General features: G+C 66.7%; 9 protein-coding genes. 5 read left to right on the forward strand and 4 right to left on the reverse strand.

Translation table 11 applies throughout. The features are described 5' to 3' along the window. Positions 1 to 34: 34 nt before the first annotated feature. Positions 35 to 2,785: an aconitate hydratase AcnA gene (gene acnA / locus ACFPPA_RS08020; protein WP_377319013.1), complete on the reverse strand. Its 2,751-nt coding sequence runs from the start codon at positions 2,783 to 2,785 to the stop codon at positions 35 to 37. Between the two features lie 240 nt (positions 2,786 to 3,025). Between acnA and ACFPPA_RS08025 the strand changes: the two genes are divergently transcribed. Beyond that, on the forward strand, positions 3,026 to 3,970 hold the full coding sequence (locus ACFPPA_RS08025) for a LysR family transcriptional regulator (RefSeq protein WP_377319015.1): 945 nt from the start codon (positions 3,026 to 3,028) through the stop codon (positions 3,968 to 3,970). A 90-nt stretch (positions 3,971 to 4,060) separates the two neighbouring features. Continuing rightward, entirely contained in the window at positions 4,061 to 5,314 is a 1,254-nt protein-coding gene (locus tag ACFPPA_RS08030) for a carbohydrate porin (RefSeq protein ID WP_377319017.1), read from the forward strand. A 117-nt stretch (positions 5,315 to 5,431) separates the two neighbouring features. On the opposite strand, the gene typA is transcribed toward ACFPPA_RS08030, so the two are convergent. The 3 genes from typA to ACFPPA_RS08045 form a co-directional block, all read right to left on the reverse strand. After that, on the reverse strand, positions 5,432 to 7,261 hold the full coding sequence (gene typA / locus ACFPPA_RS08035; protein ID WP_377319019.1) for a translational GTPase TypA: 1,830 nt from the start codon (positions 7,259 to 7,261) through the stop codon (positions 5,432 to 5,434). A gap of 274 nt (positions 7,262 to 7,535) precedes the next feature. Further along, positions 7,536 to 8,234, reverse strand: a complete 699-nt coding sequence (locus ACFPPA_RS08040) for an alpha/beta hydrolase family protein (RefSeq protein ID WP_377319021.1) — start codon at positions 8,232 to 8,234, stop codon at positions 7,536 to 7,538. 143 nt (positions 8,235 to 8,377) lie between these two features. Beyond that, complete coding sequence (locus tag ACFPPA_RS08045) at positions 8,378 to 9,775, reverse strand: GntP family permease (RefSeq protein ID WP_377319023.1); 1,398 nt, start codon at positions 9,773 to 9,775, stop codon at positions 8,378 to 8,380. A 173-nt stretch (positions 9,776 to 9,948) separates the two neighbouring features. Here ACFPPA_RS08045 and ACFPPA_RS08050 point away from each other — a divergent pair, with 173 nt between their 5' ends. From ACFPPA_RS08050 to ACFPPA_RS08060, 3 genes are all read left to right on the forward strand, one after another. Further along, the gene (locus ACFPPA_RS08050) at positions 9,949 to 12,180 is read left to right on the forward strand and encodes a TonB-dependent receptor (RefSeq protein ID WP_377319025.1); all 2,232 of its coding nucleotides are present in this window, start codon (positions 9,949 to 9,951) and stop codon (positions 12,178 to 12,180) included. 101 nt (positions 12,181 to 12,281) lie between these two features. Beyond that, on the forward strand, positions 12,282 to 13,322 hold the full coding sequence (locus ACFPPA_RS08055; protein ID WP_377319027.1) for an extracellular catalytic domain type 2 short-chain-length polyhydroxyalkanoate depolymerase: 1,041 nt from the start codon (positions 12,282 to 12,284) through the stop codon (positions 13,320 to 13,322). A gap of 214 nt (positions 13,323 to 13,536) precedes the next feature. Continuing rightward, positions 13,537 to 16,845 (forward strand): hybrid sensor histidine kinase/response regulator, encoded by a 3,309-nt coding sequence (locus ACFPPA_RS08060; RefSeq protein WP_377319029.1) that lies wholly within the window; start codon positions 13,537 to 13,539, stop codon positions 16,843 to 16,845. Positions 16,846 to 16,890: the final 45 nt, after the last annotated feature.

Below are 16,890 nucleotides of genomic sequence, written 5' to 3' on the forward strand. Positions count from 1 at the left end.
GGCGGTTTCTGTCTTGCGCAAGTCAGGCTGAAACTCAGGCGGCTTTCTTGCTGGCCAGCTGACGCAGCACGTATTGCAGGATGCCGCCGTGGCGGAAGAACAGGCGCTCTTTCGGGGTCAACAGCATCACGTTCACGCTGAACTGCTTCTTGCTGCCGTCGGGGGACGTGGCGGTCACCGTGGCCTCCTTCGCATTGCCGTCGTCCAGACCCGTGATGTCGAAGCTTTCGCTGCCGGTCAGGCCCAGCGACTTCGCGCTCTCACCGCTCTTGAACGTGCAGGGCAGCACGCCCATGCCGACCAGGTTGGAACGGTGGATGCGCTCGAAGCTCTCGGCGATCACCGCCTTGACGCCCAGCAGCAGGGTGCCCTTGGCCGCCCAGTCGCGTGACGAACCGGTGCCGTACTCCTTGCCGGCCAGCACGACCAGCGGGGTGCCGCTGGCCTTGTACTTCATCGCGGCGTCATAGATGGCCATCTGTTCGCCCGACGGCACGTGACGGGTGTAACCGCCTTCGACGTTGTCCAGCATCAGGTTCTTGATGCGGATGTTGGCAAACGTGCCGCGCACCATCACGTCGTCGTTGCCGCGACGCGAGCCGAAGGAATTGAAGTTCTTCGGCTCGACGCCCTTGCTGATCAGGAACGCCCCGGCCGGGCTGTCCTTCTTGATCGAGCCGGCCGGCGAGATGTGATCGGTGGTGATCGAGTCGCCGAACAGGCCCAGTACGCTGGCGCCGTGGATGTCCTCGATCGTGCCCGGCTCGGCGGTCATGCCGTCGAAGTAGGGCGGGTTCTTGATGTAGGTGGAATCATCCCACTGGAACAGCGCACCGTCCGGCGAGGCGATCTGGTTCCAGCGGCTGTCGCCCTTGAACACGTCGGCGTAGTTCTTCTCGAACATCGCCGGGTTGATCGCTCCGGCGATGGTGTCGGAAATTTCCTTGTTGGACGGCCAGATGTCCTTCAGGTACACCGGCTTCCCGTCGCTGCCGGTGCCCAGCGGCTCGGTGGTCAGGTCGATGTCCAGCGTACCGGCCAGCGCGTAGGCGACCACCAGCGGCGGCGAGGCCAGGTAGTTCATCTTCACTTCCGGATGCACGCGACCCTCGAAGTTGCGGTTGCCGGACAGCACCGAGGCCACGGCGAGGTCGCCCTCGCTGATCGCATGGCTGATCTCGGCCGGCAGCGGGCCGGAGTTGCCGATGCAGGTGGTGCAGCCGTAGCCGACGATGTAGAAGCCGATCTTCTCGAGTTCTTCCAGCAGGCCGGTCTTCTTCAGGTAGTCGCTGACCACCAGCGAGCCCGGTCCGATCGAGGTCTTCACCCACGGCTGGGCCTTGAGTCCGCGCGCGGCGGCCTTCTTGGCCAGCAGGCCCGCCGCCAGCATCACCGCCGGATTGGAGGTGTTGGTGCACGAGGTGATCGCCGCGATCACCACCGAGCCGTCGCCGACCCGGAAATTCTCGCCGTCCTTCTCGACCTCCACGCTGCCGTTGCTGATCGTGTTCGCTTCGTTGCCGATCGCGGTGGCGCCGCCTTCGCTGGCGAAGTTGTCGACGGCGAGGCTCTTCGGCTTGCGGTTGGCGGTGAGCGCGCCGACCACGTCGTGGAAGCTCTTCTGCACGGCTTCCAGCAGTACCCGATCCTGCGGACGCTTGGGACCGGCCAGCGACGGGCGCACATCGGCCAGGTCGAGCTCCATGGTGGTCGTGAAGGTCGGCTCCACCGAGTTTTCGTCATGCCACATGCCCTGGGCCCTGGCATACGCCTCGACCAGCGCGATCTGTTCGGCGCTGCGGCCGGACAGCTGCATGTAGTTCAGCGCTTCCTGGTCGATCGGGAAGATGCCGCAGGTGGCGCCGTATTCCGGTGCCATGTTGGCGATGGTGGCGCGATCGGCCAGCGGCAGGTGCTTCAGGCCGTCGCCGAAGAACTCGACGAACTTGCCGACCACGCCGAGCTTGCGCAGCATCTGCGTGACGGTCAGCACGAGGTCGGTGGCGGTGACGCCTTCGGGCATCCTGCCCTTGAGCTTGAAGCCCACGACCTGCGGAATCAGCATCGACGACGGCTGGCCCAGCATCGCGGCCTCGGCCTCGATGCCGCCCACGCCCCAGCCCAGCACGCCGATACCGTTGATCATCGTGGTGTGCGAGTCGGTACCGAACACGGTATCCGGATAGGCCCAGCTCTGGCCGTCCTGCTCATTGGTGAACACCACGCGGGCCAGGTGCTCCAGGTTCACCTGGTGCACGATGCCGGTGCGCGGCGGCACCACCTTGAAATTGTTGAAGGCCTTCTGGCCCCAGCGCAGGAACGAGTAACGCTCCTGGTTGCGCTCGAACTCGATCTCGACGTTCTTCTCCAGCGCCGATTCCGAACCGTAGGCGTCGACCTGCACCGAGTGGTCGATGACCAGCTCGGCCGGGGCCAGCGGGTTGATCTGGGTGGCGTCGCCGCCGAGCTTCACCACGGCGTCGCGCATCGCGGCCAGGTCGACCACGCAGGGCACGCCGGTGAAATCCTGCAGCACCACGCGTGCCGGCATGAAGGCGATCTCGGTCTCCGGCTCGGCCTTGGCGTCCCACTTAGCAATCGCCTCGATTTCCTTCGAGGTCACGTCCACGCCGTCCTCATGGCGCAGCAGGTTCTCCAGCAGGATCTTCAGCGAGTACGGCAGCCGCTTCAGGTCGAAGCGCTCGCCCAGCTTGGTCAGGCTGGCAAACGCGTAGCTCTTGCCGTTGACGTCGAGGGTGTCGCGTACGGAAAAGGTATCTTTCATGGGGGAGCTCCTGGCTGAATCCTGCGGCTGGGATATTCGAACGATGGCGATGGGGTTCGCCGGAACGGCAAAAACGCAATTATCGCCTAAACAGGGTAACCACGGCGTGCACGCCGCCTGTGGCGCATCATCGGATCTCCGCCGATTGGCCCTGGCGGTTAGACTTCGCACATGCAGTCGTCTGTAGTTCACCGAACAGCATGCCCTCGATATCCACCATGCACAAACGCCTTTAATGACATGCAGCATTCGATGATTTCGATGACCCTCGCCGCCGTCTCGCTGCGCGACCTCGCGCTGGTGCAGGCGGTGCAGCGCCATGGCAGTTTCAACCGCGCGGCACGGGCGATGCACATCAGCCCGTCCGGCCTGTCGCATCAGGTACAGAAGGTGGAGTTGGCGCTGGGAACGCCGCTGTTCGAGCGCGGCGGTCGGCGCATCGTGCCGACCGCCGGCGGGCAGCGGCTGTTGCAGCAGATCGACGCGGTGCTGGCGTCGGCCGAACACCTGCAGCAGCTGGCCCGCGCCGGCGACGTCGCCTTCGGCGGCGAGCTGCGCCTGGGCGTGCCGGCGTCACTGGGGCCGTATCTGCTGCCGCACCTCATCGCACCGTTCCCGCAGCATTTCCCGGGTGCACGGCTGGATATCTCCGAGGGCAAGCCGCGCGGTCTGCTGCGCCGCCTGCAGGAAGGCGAACTCGACGCGGTGCTGGCGCCACCGGCCCCGGCGGTCAGCGGCATTGCGGTGCGCCCGCTGTTCAGCGAACCGTGGCAGCTGATGCTGCGGGCGGATCATCCGCTGGCGGGAAAATCCAGCATTGCACTGGCTCAGCTCGATCCGGCCGAGGCGACCCTGATGGCGGAGAGTCATGCCGATGGCCTCGCATGCGATGGCAGCGAGCATGGCCATGTGCAGGACGTGAGCCTGGAAAGCCTAGCCGCGCTGGTCAGTTTGCGCGGCGGCTATGCGCTGGTGCCGGCACTCGCGCACGAACGGCTGGCCTCGATGCCGAACATCGTGCTGGCCGGGTTGAAGGGGCAGGCGAGCGGGCGGGAGATCGCGCTGTACTGGCGCGATGCCTCGCCCTGGCACGATGATCTTCAGGCTTTCGCCGAGTTGCTGCGCAAGCTGGCGCGCCAGCGTCCGGGCCTGCGGGTGATGGGGGCGAAGCCGAAGACGGCCTGACGCCTCTCCAGGTGGCAGACCCGGGTGCCGATGCTTCGCGCGGATAGACGATCGGCGACTTCCTTGCTGGAGGGGTCAGGTGGTGTGCGCATGAAGGGTTTCCTCATCGTTCTGCTGGGCCTGGCCACGGCGCTGACGATGGACTGCGCCAACGCGGGCGACGCGCCAGGCGCAATCGATGCAGGAGGCGCAACGACCACCTCCCTGTCTTATGACGGTGCGACCATCTTCGATCTGCACGGGGGCCGCGGCCGTTCCTCCACCTATGTCGGCAACCTGCATCTGCGCAGCCTGGTGGATCTCCAGCGTGCCCTGGGATGGGCCGATACCAGTGCCTTCGTCGACGCGCTGTGGATCCATGGCGGCCAGCCCGACCGGTTCGTGGGAGACGCGCTGGGGGTCAGCAATCTGTCCGCACCGCCCGGTGCGCAGATCGAAGAGCTCTGGTTGGAGCACAATTTCGACCCGTCGGGCGTCTCGCTACTGGCCGGGTTGTACGATCTCAATAGTGAGTTTTATCGCCTGCAATCGGGCGGGTTGTTCCTCAACAGTGCCTTCGGCATCGGGCCCGAATTCGCGCAGAGCGGCATCGAGGGTCCGTCGATCTTTCCGCGCACCTCGCTGGGCGTCCGCGTGGCCTGGAAGCCGGCAGCCAGGGTGGTGCTGCGTGCCGCGGTGCTGGATGGCGTGCCGCTGATCCGGACCGACCAGCGCCTGGGTGCTTTCAGGCAGGACGACGGCCTGCTTTATGTGGCCGAACTGGCGCTGCTCGACCGACCCGGTGCCGGGATGGCGAACGACCCGCGCACGCGCATCGGGCGCAATGCGATGCTGCCGGCCTATCGGGGCAAACTCGCGTTCGGCGCGTGGCACTACACCACCCTGTTCGATCGACTCGATCCGGCCTTGCCGCCGCGGAATCAACGCGGGGCGTCCGGCTTCTACGCCGTCGGCGACCGCGTCGTGGCGCGTGACCCTTCCGATCCGGATCGTGCCCTGTCCGCGTTCGCCCAACTGGGCTGGGGCGATGCCGACGTGTTCCGTTTCGGAAAATACCTCGGTGCCGGCCTGGTCGTGGCCGGGCCCCTGCGTGGTCGCGGTGCTGATGAGTTCGGCGTAGCCCTGGCGATCGCACGCAACGGTTCGCCATATCGACGACAGCAGGCACCGGGTTCGCCAGCCACGCATGCCGAGCGTACGGTGGAGCTGAGCTATCTCGCCCAGATCACCCCGAGGCTCGCCGTGCAGCCGGACCTGCAGTACGTGATCCATCCCGGAACCGATCGCAGTATCCCGAACGCGTGGGTGTTCACCCTGCGCTTCGAGGTGTCGACGGGGATCTAGCGGGTTGCCGACGCAAGCTTTGCGTCCCATGTCGGTTGTCTCACGTTCCCGGGTGTTGTCAGCGGGACCACAAAAAAAGGCCGCCCGGGGGCGGCCTTTTTCGGGTGTGCCGACAACTCAGCCCTTGCGCGAAGCCTGCTTGCGATCGTTCTCGGTCAGGTGCTTCTTGCGCAGGCGGATCTCCTTCGGAGTGATCTCGACCAGCTCGTCGTCCTCGATGAACTCCAGTGCCTGCTCCAGCGAGAACTTGATCGCGGGCGACAGCTGGATCGCGTCGTCCTTGCCCGAGGCACGCATGTTGGTCAGCGGCTTGCCCTTGATCACGTTGACCGTGAGGTCGTTGTCCTTGGCGTGGATGCCGACCAGCTGGCCTTCATACACTTCGTCGCCTTCGGCGGCGAACAGCTTGCCGCGATCCTGCAGCGGCCCGAGCGAGTAGGCGGGGGTGGAGCCGGTCGCGTTGGAGATCATCACGCCGTTCTGGCGCTTGGCGATCGCGCCTTCCGCCTTCGGGCCGTAATGGTCGAACACGTGGAACAGCAGGCCGCCGCCCTGGGTCAGGGTACGGAACTCGGTCTGGAAGCCGATCAGGCCACGCGCCGGGATCTCGTAGTCCAGCCGCACGCGGCCCTTGCCGTCCGGCTCCATGTTCTTGAGCTGGCCCTTGCGCATGCCCAGGCGCTCCATCACGCCGCCCTGGTGCACTTCCTCCACATCGACCACCAACTGCTCGATCGGCTCCTGCTTCTGGCCGTCGATTTCCTTGATGATCACTTCCGGGCGCGACACGGCGAGCTCGTAGCCTTCGCGGCGCATGTTCTCGATCAGCACCGACAGGTGCAGCTCGCCACGGCCGGAGACGGTGAACTTGTCCGGGTCGGAACCTTCCTCGACCTTCAGCGCCACGTTGTGCAGGGTCTCGCGCTCGAGACGCTCGCGGATCTGACGGCTGGTGATGAACTTGCCGCCACTCTTGTCCTTGTTGCCGGCAAACGGCGAGTTGTTGACCTGGAAGGTCATGCTGATGGTCGGCTCGTCGACGGTCAGCGGCTCCAGCGCTTCCGGCGTGTCCAGCGCGCAGACGGTATCGGAGATGCTCAGGTCCTGGATGCCCGAGATGGCGACGATGTCGCCGGCCTCGGCTTCCTCGACCTCGCGGCGCTCCAGGCCCATGAAGCCCAGCACCTGCAGCACCTTGCCCTGGCGCTTCTTGCCGTGGCGGTCGACGATGCTGACCGGCATGTTGGTGCGCACCTTGCCGCGCTGGATGCGGCCGATGCCGATCAGGCCGACATAGCTGTTGTAGTCGAGCTGGCTGATGCGCATCTGGAACGGGCCGACCGGGTCGACCTCCGGCGGCGACACGTGCTTCATGATCGCTTCGTACAGCGGGGTCATGTCGCCTTCGCGGGCGGTATCTTCCAGGCTGGCATAACCGTGCAGCGCCGAGGCGTAGACGATCGGGAAGTCGAGCTGCTCGTTGGTGCCGCCCAGGCGGTCGAACAGGTCGAACACCTGGTCGATGACCCAGTCCGGGCGCGCGCCCGGGCGGTCGATCTTGTTGACCACCACGATCGGCTTGAAGCCCATGTCGAACGCTTTCTGCGTCACGAAGCGGGTCTGCGGCATCGGGCCGTCCATCGCGTCGACCAGGATCAGCACCGAGTCGACCATCGACAGCACGCGCTCCACCTCGCCACCGAAGTCGGCATGGCCCGGGGTGTCGACGATGTTGATCCGGTTGCCGTTCCAGGTGATCGCGGTGTTCTTGGCCAGGATCGTGATGCCACGCTCCTTCTCCTGGTCGTTCGAGTCCATTACGCGCTCGGTCAGCACCGTTCGCTCGGCCAGCGTGCCGGACTGCTTCAGCAGGCAGTCGACGAGGGTGGTCTTGCCGTGATCGACGTGGGCGACGATGGCGATATTGCGCAGATTTTCAATGGACATGGAAAGCACTCGGGTGGCGCTTGCAGCCACCACGTGGGTTATCAGAAGGATTAACCCGAGGATTATACGGATTTATGTGACAACTTGCTGCATCGCGGCGACATCCGTTCATGCTGCCGCCAGCCGGGGCCTGTCCCGGGGCAGCGGCATGGCGGGGCGCACGCCGCGACGGGCTGCGCGCAACGGATCGGGGCGGTTCGGCGGACGATGGCGAGTGGCCGGGACGCCGCCCCGGCAAACCGGCGCGCGCGTGCCGCGGCGCCGGTTGCGTGGGTCACTGCAGCAGGTTCACCTGGTCGGTGGCGGTGTACCAGAGCAGCTGATAGTGGCCGTAGGGGTAGTCGAAGCTGTAATCCTCGCCCGCGATGGTCGAGGTGTGCACGCCATCGACGATGCAGCTGGCGTAACAGTTGATCTCGTCCACCCATGATTTCATCGAGTACATGTGCGTGCCGAATCGATGGCCGGCGATGCCCAGCAGGAACGGGCTGTGCACCGAGAGCCCGTAATAGCCGCAGGTGCTGGCGGCGACGTTGAACGGATACATGCCGCACGACCACAGCCCGTGCACGGCGCCGGCGATGCCGATGAACACGTCCACCTTGGCGGAGACATCGAGCTTGTCGATCTCGCGCATGGCCAGGGTCACGCCCATCGAATGGCCGATCACGTCGATGTGCCCGCTGCACGAGCTGGCGATCGCACTGCTGATCGCATTGCGTACCGGCGTCTCCTCGCTGCCGTTGTGGTCGTTGCAGGCGGCACAGAGCGCGTTGCCCCAGGCCGGCGCGACGATCTGTGCGTCACTCCAGCCGCGCTGGCGCAGCAGGTCGTAGGTGTTCTGGAAATCGGCAGGACTGCCGGTGTTGCCATGCACCAGCACCACGGTGTCATGGCAGGTGGCGCGCGCGGACGTCGTGCCCAGCAACAGCAGAAGGGCCAGCAGCCCCGGGACGTGCATCTTGATCGACATCGTTCATCACTCCTTCGCTTCACGACGGTTCCGCTTGCGCGGAACCGGGAGGAGTCGCGTGCGCAGGGCAGGCGACTCCGGATCGGGAGCGACGTCGTCAACCGGCACCGGGCCGGTCGGGGGAGTGGCGTCGTTTTTGGCTGCTAGACCAGGCCGGTGAGGTAGTACGCGGCGATCACCACCAGCACCGCCAGGGTCTTGATCACGGTGATCGCGAAGATGTCCTTGTAGGCCTGCCGGTGGGTCAGCCCGGTGACTGCCAGCAGGGTGATCACCGCGCCGTTGTGCGGCAACGTGTCCATGCCGCCGGAAGCCATCGCGGCGACCCGGTGCAGCACTTCCATCGGAATGGCGGCGGCCTGCGCGTTGTGGATGAAGGTATCGGCCATCGCCCCCAGCGCGATGCTCATGCCGCCCGACGCCGAGCCGGTGATGCCGGCCAGGGCGGTGACCGTGACCGCCTCGTTCAGCAGCGGGTTCGGAATCGAATGCAGGGCGTCGGCGACCAGCTTGAAGCCGGGCAGGGCGGCGATCACGGCGCCGAAGCCATATTCGGAAGCGGTATTCATCGACGCCAGCAGCGCGCCACCGACTGCGGCTCTGCTGCCTTCGGCGAAGCGTGCCGTCACCGGCCGCCACGCAGTCAGCAGCACGCACAAGATGCCCAGCAGCAGCGCGCCCTCGACCGCCCAGATCGCGGCGATCTTCGACACCTGCTGCACCACCGGCGCGGCGTTGCCGACCACCGCCGGCACGAACGACTGGGTCGTGCCGTAGGCGCGCGGGATCAGGTCGGTCAGCAGCTTGTTGCCCACGCCGACCAGCAGCAGCGGCAGCAGCGCGACCAGCGGATGCGCCAGCCTGCCATGCTCGAACGGTACTGGCTCGTTGACCAGGTTGTCGCCATAGCCCTCACCGGCACGGGCCGCCCGGCGCCGGCACCACTCGAGGTAGCTCAGCCCCGCGATCAGGATGAACACCGCGCCGATCGTGCCCAGCCATGGCGCGGCCCAGGCGGTGGTGCCGAAGAACGAGGTCGGGATGATGTTCTGGATCTGCGGCGTGCCGGGCAGCGAATCCATGGTGAAGGTGAACGCACCCAGCGCGATCGTGCCGGGGATCAGCCGCTTCGGGATGTCGCTGGCACGGAACAGTTCGGCCGCAAACGGGTAGACCGCGAACACCACCACGAACAGCGAGACGCCGCCGTAGGTCAGCAGCGCGCAGACCAGCACGATCGACAGGATCGCGCGGCTGCGCCCGACCAGGTTGATGGTGGCCGCCACGATCGCCTTGGAAAATCCCGACAGCTCGATCAGCTTGCCGAACAGCGCGCCGAGCATGAATACCGGGAAGTACAGCTTGAGGAAACCGACCATCTTGTCCATGAACAGGCCGGTGAAGATCGGCGCGACCAGCGCCGGCTCGGTCAGCAACACCGCACCCAGCGCGGCGATCGGCGCGAACAGGATCACGCTGTAGCCGCGGTACGCCGCAAACATCAGAAAGCACAACGCGGCCAGCACGATCAGAAATGCCATCCCTGCGGTTCCCCATGTGGTCTTGGTCGGAATCGACGAAGGCCCGAGTATCCGCGCGTGCCTCCGGCGCGGGCACTGTACGAAGGTACAAGTGTGCGGGTGTCGCCGGCTGCCTACTCTTGGCTGCATCAGCGTCCATCGTCGATGGTTGCGACTATAGGGAAGGGGAAAACATGAAGCGCACGTCTCTGAGTCTGGCGATGGGTCTGGCGGCCACCGGCCTGATCTGTGCCCTGCCGCTGTATGCACAGCAAGCCGGCGATGCCGCGGCCAGCACCGATGCAACCAAGCCGGCCAATGCCAAGCAACTCGGTCAGGTGACGGTCACCGCACGCAAGCGCGAGGAAACCCTGCAGGACGTGCCGATCGCGGTGAGCGCGTTCACCGGCGCCACGCTGTTCAAGCAGAACGTGCAGAACCTGGGCGACCTGCAGGGCAAGGTCCCCTCGCTGCAGATCTACGCGGCGCGCGGTTCCAACACCACCCTGACCGCCTATATCCGCGGTGTCGGCCAGGCCGACCCGACCTGGGGCTTCGATCCGGGCGTGGGCATCTATCTGGACGATGTCTACATGGCGCGGCCGCAGGGCGCCTTGCTGGACGTGTTCGACGTCAACCGGATCGAGGTGCTGCGCGGCCCGCAGGGCAGCCTGTACGGCAAGAACACCATCGGCGGTGCGATCAAGTACGTTTCCAACCCGCTACCGAGGAAGACCGAAGGTTCGGTCGAGGCCACCGTCGGCACGCATGGCGAGAAGGACGTCAAGGCCAGTCTCGGCGGCGCCAGCACGGACGGGGTGTGGCGCGGGCGCGTGGCCGCGGCCAGCGAGCACAACGACGGCTTCGGCAAGAACCTCACCAGCAACAGCCGCAACGGCAACAAGAACACCAATGCGGCCCGTGCCACGCTCGGCTTCTTCCCCTCGGCGAGCTTCAATGCCCAGCTGTCGGTCGACGGCCTCCGCGACAATTCCAATCCGCGCGGCGCGAAGATGCTGATCGCGAACAAGTTCGATCCGGCCTACGCGCCGCTGTCCAGCGATTTCGACACCCGCGGCGGACTGGCCCAGCTCAACCACACCGACATGAGCGGTGCCGCGCTGACCTTGAACTGGATCGTCGACCAGGACTGGACGCTGAAGTCGATCACCGCCTATCGCAAATCCTCGACCGACACCTACATCGATTTCGACACCCTGCCGGAAAAGATCGCCGACGTCACCGCGAAGTACAAGGATCACCAGTTCACCCAGGAACTGCAGGCGAACTACGACGCCGGCGGCGTGCTGCACGGCGTGTTCGGGCTGTTCTACTTCAAGGGCACGGCGGCCGGCCAGATCCACAACATCTTCCTCGGCTCGCCGCCCTACAGCACGCTGGGCTACTCGCTGTATGGCAGCACCGGCGGCAGCACCGGCACCGAGAGCTACGCCGGCTACGGTGACTTCACCTGGGACATCAGTCCGCAGTGGAGCCTCGATGTGGGCATGCGCTACACCCACGAGACCAAGACCGCGCTGATCCAGAACTACGGCTATGCCGACGCCACGTTCCAGACGCCGACCTCCACCGTGGCCGACTTCAGCGGCTCGCATGCGTCCAACAACGTGTCGCCGAAAGTCTCGTTGTCCTGGAGCGCGAGCGACCAGATCAAGTTGTACGGCAGCTACAGCGAAGGCTTCCACTCCGGCGGCTACAACATCCGCGCGAACTGCGTCGCCATCCCGAGTTCGTGCCGGCCGATCAACGACGAGAAGGTGCAGTCGTTCGAACTGGGCAGCAAGATGACCTTCTTCGACGACGCGCTGATGATGAACACGGCGCTCTTCCACAACGTGTACTCGAACATTCAGCTGTCGGTGTTCAGCTCCTACACGCTGCCGAACGGCAGCCAGGGCTTCTTCGGCGATTTCACCAACGCCGGCAAGGGCCACATCGACGGGCTCGAGGAAGAGTTTGCCTGGAAGCCGGCCGAGGACTGGACCCTCAGCGGGCAGTTCGCCTATCTGCACACCAAGTACACCGAGTTCCTCACCGGGGGCGTCAACGTCGCCGACCAGCAGAAATTCACCAATGCGCCGAAGTGGTCCGGCGGCCTGTCGCTGGAGAATACCCAGTCGCTGGGCAACGGCGGCAGCCTCACCGCCCGGGTCAACTATACCTACCAGGGCATGGTGTATCCGGAGACGTCGTTGTCGCCGCTGATCGCGCAGTCGGCCTACGGCCTGTGGAACGCCGGCGTGATCTGGCAGATCGACCAGCCGTGGACGCTGAGCCTGCAGGGCACCAACCTGGCCAACAAGTCGTATCGCACCACCGGCTACAACATCGGCTCGCTGGGCATCGTGACCGGGTTCTACGGCGCGCCGCGGATGGTCACGCTGACCGCACGCTACACTTTCTGACCAGCCCCGGGGCACAGGGCCGCGACCATCCCGCCGTCACTGCGACGGCGGGATGCGTGGTGACTCCTGCGCCGCCGAATCATGCATGCCGGAGTCTGCCGATGCACCCGAAAACCTGTTTGCGAGCGCTCTGCCTGGCGCTGTTCTTCGGCAGCAGCGTGGCCTGTGCCGCAGGCGACAACGCGTCATTGCCGCGGCTCAGGCTGGACCCTTCACGGGTCGCGGTGGTCGGCCTGTCCTCGGGCGCCTACATGGCCACCCAGGCGCAGCTGGCCTATCCCGAACTGTTTCCCGATGCGGCCCTGGTGGCGGGTGGTCCTTACGGCTGCGCCGACGGCCAGCTGCAACTGGCGCTGGGTACCTGCATGAAGGGCGTGCCGGCGCCGGACGTCGATGCGCTGGTGGCACGCGCCGGCAAGCGCGCGGCCAGCGGCGAGATCGGTGCATTGAAAAATCTTGCGGGGGCCCATGTCTATCTGTTGCACGGCCGTGCCGATACCACGGTAGCGCCCGCCGTGGCCGAGGCAGCCGCACATTTCTACACGAAGCTGAGCGCCGGCACGCCGGGACTCGCCGGCATGCAGATCCACGACGATGGCGCCCGCGACTTCGCACACAACCTGCCGGTCGCCGCCGCCGGCGACGACTGCGGCAAGTCGGTGTCGCCGTATCTGGGCCACTGCGGCTTCGACGCGGCCGGCGCGATCTTCGCGCAGATGTTCGGCAAGCCGGCCAGGGCCGTGGCGCGCGACGCGCAGGGTCAGCTGCGCACGTTCGACCAGGATGCGCTGCGCCCGGGTGGTGCGGATGCATTTCTCGCCGATACCGGCTACGTCTACCTGCCGCCGGCCTGCGCCGCCGGCAAGCGCTGCGGCCTGATGGTCGCGTTCCATGGCTGCAGGCAGGACGCCGACGCGGTGGGCGAGGCGTTCGTGAAGGACGCGGGCTTCAATCGCTGGGCCGATGCCTATGACGTGGCCGTGCTATATCCTCAGACTCGCGCGAGTTTCGCGCCCTTGAATCCGCAAGCATGCTGGGACTGGTGGGGATATTCCGGAGCCGACTACGACACTCGCCACGGCGTGCAGTTGCGCTGGCTGGTGAACGCGGTACGGGCGTTGGGGTTGCCGGCGGGGCATTGATGGCTGCGCGCCATCAGAGTTGCTTCAGCCCACCGGCAACTGCCGACGCGACTGTGGGAGCGACTTCAGTCGCGATGCTCTTGCTCTTGTTTACCCATGAAGCAAAGAGCTTTCGAATACACCATGTCGAAGCAAGGGCATCGCGACCGAAGTCGCTCCTGCAAGGTCGGGATGAAGCGGATCACCCGCTCCATGGCTTCCAGCGGAGCCTCCCGTGCTGAGCGCCGGCCTGATCGCGTTCGCCGCGCTGTGCTGGTTGGGACTGCTGTTCGGCGTGGCGTTGCTGGGAGAGCGGCGGCCGCACATTTTCGAGAAGCGCTGGGCGATCGTGTATGCGCTGTCGCTGGCGATCCACTGCACCTCGTGGACGTTCTACGGCACCGTCACCCAGGCCAGTCGTTCGGGCTGGTGGCTGCCGCCGACCTTTGTCGGGGCGATCCTGATGTACGTGTTCGCGATCCGTTTCCTGCGCCGGCTAGTGCAACTGGTGCGCGAGTACAACGCCGGTTCGCTGGCCGACCTGATCGCGGTGCGGCTGGGGCGGCATCCGGGGCTGGCGGCGATGGTCACCGCGGTGATGGTGATCGGCATCGTGCCGTACATCGCGCTGCAGCTGAAGGCGGTGGCGATGAGTTACGGCATCCTCAGCCTGGGCCAGCTGAGCGAGTCCGCGCCGTGGCAGGACAGCGCGCTGTACGTGGCGCTGCTGATGGCACTGTTCGCGATGTTGTTCGGCACCCGGCGCGCGTCGACCATGGCGCACAACCGCGGGCTGGTACTGGCGATGGCGTTCGAATCGCTGTTCAAGCTGGGCGCGATGCTGGCGCTGGGCAGCCTGCTGTTCACCGCGCTGCCGGCGGGGGTGCTAGTGAACGTGCCGCCGCCGCCCGACAGCGGCGGCTTCCCCGCACTGATCCTGCTCGGCGCGCTGGCGATGTTCACCCTGCCGCACCAGTTCTACGCCGGGGTGGTGGAATGCCGCGACGACGGCCACCTGCGCACCGCGCGCTGGCTGTTCCCGCTGTACCTGTTGCTGATCTCGCTGCCGATCCTGCCGCTGGCGCGGATGGGCGACGCGCTGCTGGGGCCGAGCGGGGTGTCGTCGGACATGTACGTGCTGGCGCTGCCGCTGGCGCGCGGCGAACACGGGCTGGCGCTGGTCGCGTTTCTGGGCGGCTTGAGCGCCGCCACCAGCATGGTGGTGATCGCCACGCTGACCCTGAGCCTGATGGTGGTCAACCACTTCATCGCGCCGCTGCGGGTGCGCGCGGGCTGGGGTCGCGACGAGCACGGCGACCTGCGCGGCGAGCTGCTGAATTATCGGCGGGTGGCGATCCTCGTCGTGCTGCTGCTGGCCTGGACCTACAGCCGCGTGCTGGCGCGCAACGAGGCACTGGCCGACATCGGCTCGATCTCGTTCTCCGCGCTGGCCGGGCTGACGCCGGCCTTGCTGGCGGCGGTGTATCGGCCGCAGATCGGTTCACGTGCGGTCATCGCCGGACTGGCGGTGGGCACCCTGGTGTGGCTGTATGCGGTGCTGCCGGTGCTGCTGCCTCCGAGTCTGCCGTGGCTGCACGACGGCCCGTTCGCACTGCACTGGTTGGCGCCGGACAGCCTGTTCGGGCTGGGTGACTGGAACCGGCTGGGTCGGGCGGTCACGGTGAGCCTGGTAGCAAATGTCGCGGTGATGCAGGCGGTTGCCGGCTCGCGTTACGGCCGCGCCGCGCGGGCGGTGAGCGTGGGCCATGTCGGGGTGACCGAACTGCGCGCGCTGGCCACGCGATTCCTGCCGCTCGAGCGGGTCGATCACCTGTTCGACGCGGCGCCGTCGGCCGGGCCGTCGGGCAGCCTGCGGGTGGCCGAGGTCGAGCATGAGCTGGCCGCGGTGATCGGCGCCGCTTCGGCGCGACTGCTGCTGGAGGTAGTGCACCGGCAGGGCCGCGAGGACCTGGATACCGTCGTCGCCATCGTGGGCGAGGCGGCGCAGGACCTGCGCTTCAACCAGCGCGTGCTGGAGGCGGCGCTGGAAAACATGAGCCAGGGCATCTGCGTGGTCGACGCGGAGCTGCAGCTGGTGGCGTGGAACAGCCCGTATGCGCGCCTGTTCGATTATCCGGCCGAACTGCTGCAGGTGGGCCGGCCGGTGGCCGAGCTGACTCGCTACAACGTCGACCGCGGCATCATCGGCCCCGGCGACAGCGAGCGGCGCGTGCAACGCCGGCTCACCCACATGCGCGCGGGCACCCGTCACCTGTCCGAGCGGCGCTTCCCCGACGGCACCATCGTGGAGATCCGCGGCAACCCGATGCCGGGGGGCGGCTTCGTCGCCACCTTCACCGACGTCACCGCATTCCGTCAGGCCGAGAACGCGTTGAAGCGGGTCAACGAAACGCTGGAGCTGCGGGTGGAGGAACGCACCAGTGCGCTCACCGCCGCCTCGGCAGAAGCGCAGGCGGCGAACGAGGCGAAGAGCCGCTTCCTCGCCGCGGTCACCCACGATCTGATGCAGCCGCTGCACGCGGCGCAGCTGTTTGCGCATGCGTTGACCGAACACGGTGGCGACACCGCCACCGCGCAGCATCTGAACGGTGCGCTGGCCGCCACCGAAGGCCTGCTCAGCGGCCTGCTCGACGTGGCCCGGCTCGAAGGCGGCCGGCTGCACCCGCAACCGCGGGCGTTCCCCCTGGCCGAGGTACTCGATCCCCTGGCTGCCGAGTTCCGCGCCATCGCGCTCGATCGCGGCGTGCGACTGGACGTGGTCGGCACGCGCGCGTGGGTACGCTCCGATCCGCAACTGCTGCGCCGGGTGCTGCAGAACTTCCTGTCCAACGCGTTGCGTTACGCCGAGCACGGGCGCGTGTTACTGGGCGTGCGACGGAACGGCCCGCAGCTGCGGGTGGAGGTGTGGGATAGCGGACCGGGCATCGCGCTGGACGAACAGCAGCTGATTTTCCAGGAGTTCCGCCGCGGCAGTGCCGCAGGTGGGCAGGGACTCGGTCTGGGGCTGTCGATCGCCCAGCGCATGGCCGGCTTGCTCGGTCATCCGCTGGGGCTGCGCTCATGGCCCGGCCACGGCAGCGTGTTCCATCTCGGCTTGCCGCTGGCCCGTACCGCCGTGCGACTGCCGCCGTTGGCGGACGCGCCGCAACGACTGCCCGCCGGTCGCGCACTGGTGCTGGACAACGAGCCGGCCGCGCTGGCCGCGCTAAGCCATCTGCTGACGGGCTGGGGCTGGCTGGTACACGCCGCGCGCAACGCCGAGCAGGCGCTGGCCGCGCCGTGGCGGGCGGACCTGCACATCCTCGACTTTCATCTGGACGGTGGCCAGACCGGGCTGGAGGTGTGGCAGCAGTTGCAGACGCTGCACGCCGACGTGCCGACCGTGATGCTGACCGCCGATCGCGATGGCGAACTGCGCCAGCGCCTGCTCGATGCGGGCATCGGCGTGTTGTACAAGCCACTGAAACCGCTGGCGTTGCGCCAGGTGCTGCAGCGTGTGGTGGCTGGAACGGAGCGGGTCTGATATCGGGATGCGGCGCCGTGTCGGCGCGCAGGAGATCCGCTGATC

Origin of the sequence: Rhodanobacter ginsengisoli (assembly GCF_042657065.1) — a bacterium.
GTDB classification, from domain to species: domain Bacteria; phylum Pseudomonadota; class Gammaproteobacteria; order Xanthomonadales; family Rhodanobacteraceae; genus Rhodanobacter; species Rhodanobacter ginsengisoli.

Bases quoted from the DNA above. Each gene is read 5' to 3' on its own strand.
- ACFPPA_RS08055 (WP_377319027.1), top strand. From the start codon at position 12,282: ATGCACCCGAAAACCTGTTTGCGAGCGCTCTGCCTGGCGCTGTTCTTC.
- ACFPPA_RS08045 (WP_377319023.1), bottom strand. From the start codon at position 9,775: ATGGCATTTCTGATCGTGCTGGCCGCGTTGTGCTTTCTGATGTTTGCG.
- ACFPPA_RS08025 (WP_377319015.1), top strand. From the start codon at position 3,026: ATGCAGCATTCGATGATTTCGATGACCCTCGCCGCCGTCTCGCTGCGC.
- ACFPPA_RS08040 (WP_377319021.1), bottom strand. From the start codon at position 8,234: ATGTCGATCAAGATGCACGTCCCGGGGCTGCTGGCCCTTCTGCTGTTG.
- acnA (WP_377319013.1), bottom strand. From the start codon at position 2,785: ATGAAAGATACCTTTTCCGTACGCGACACCCTCGACGTCAACGGCAAG.
- ACFPPA_RS08030 (WP_377319017.1), top strand. From the start codon at position 4,061: ATGAAGGGTTTCCTCATCGTTCTGCTGGGCCTGGCCACGGCGCTGACG.
- ACFPPA_RS08050 (WP_377319025.1), top strand. From the start codon at position 9,949: ATGAAGCGCACGTCTCTGAGTCTGGCGATGGGTCTGGCGGCCACCGGC.
- typA (WP_377319019.1), bottom strand. From the start codon at position 7,261: ATGTCCATTGAAAATCTGCGCAATATCGCCATCGTCGCCCACGTCGAT.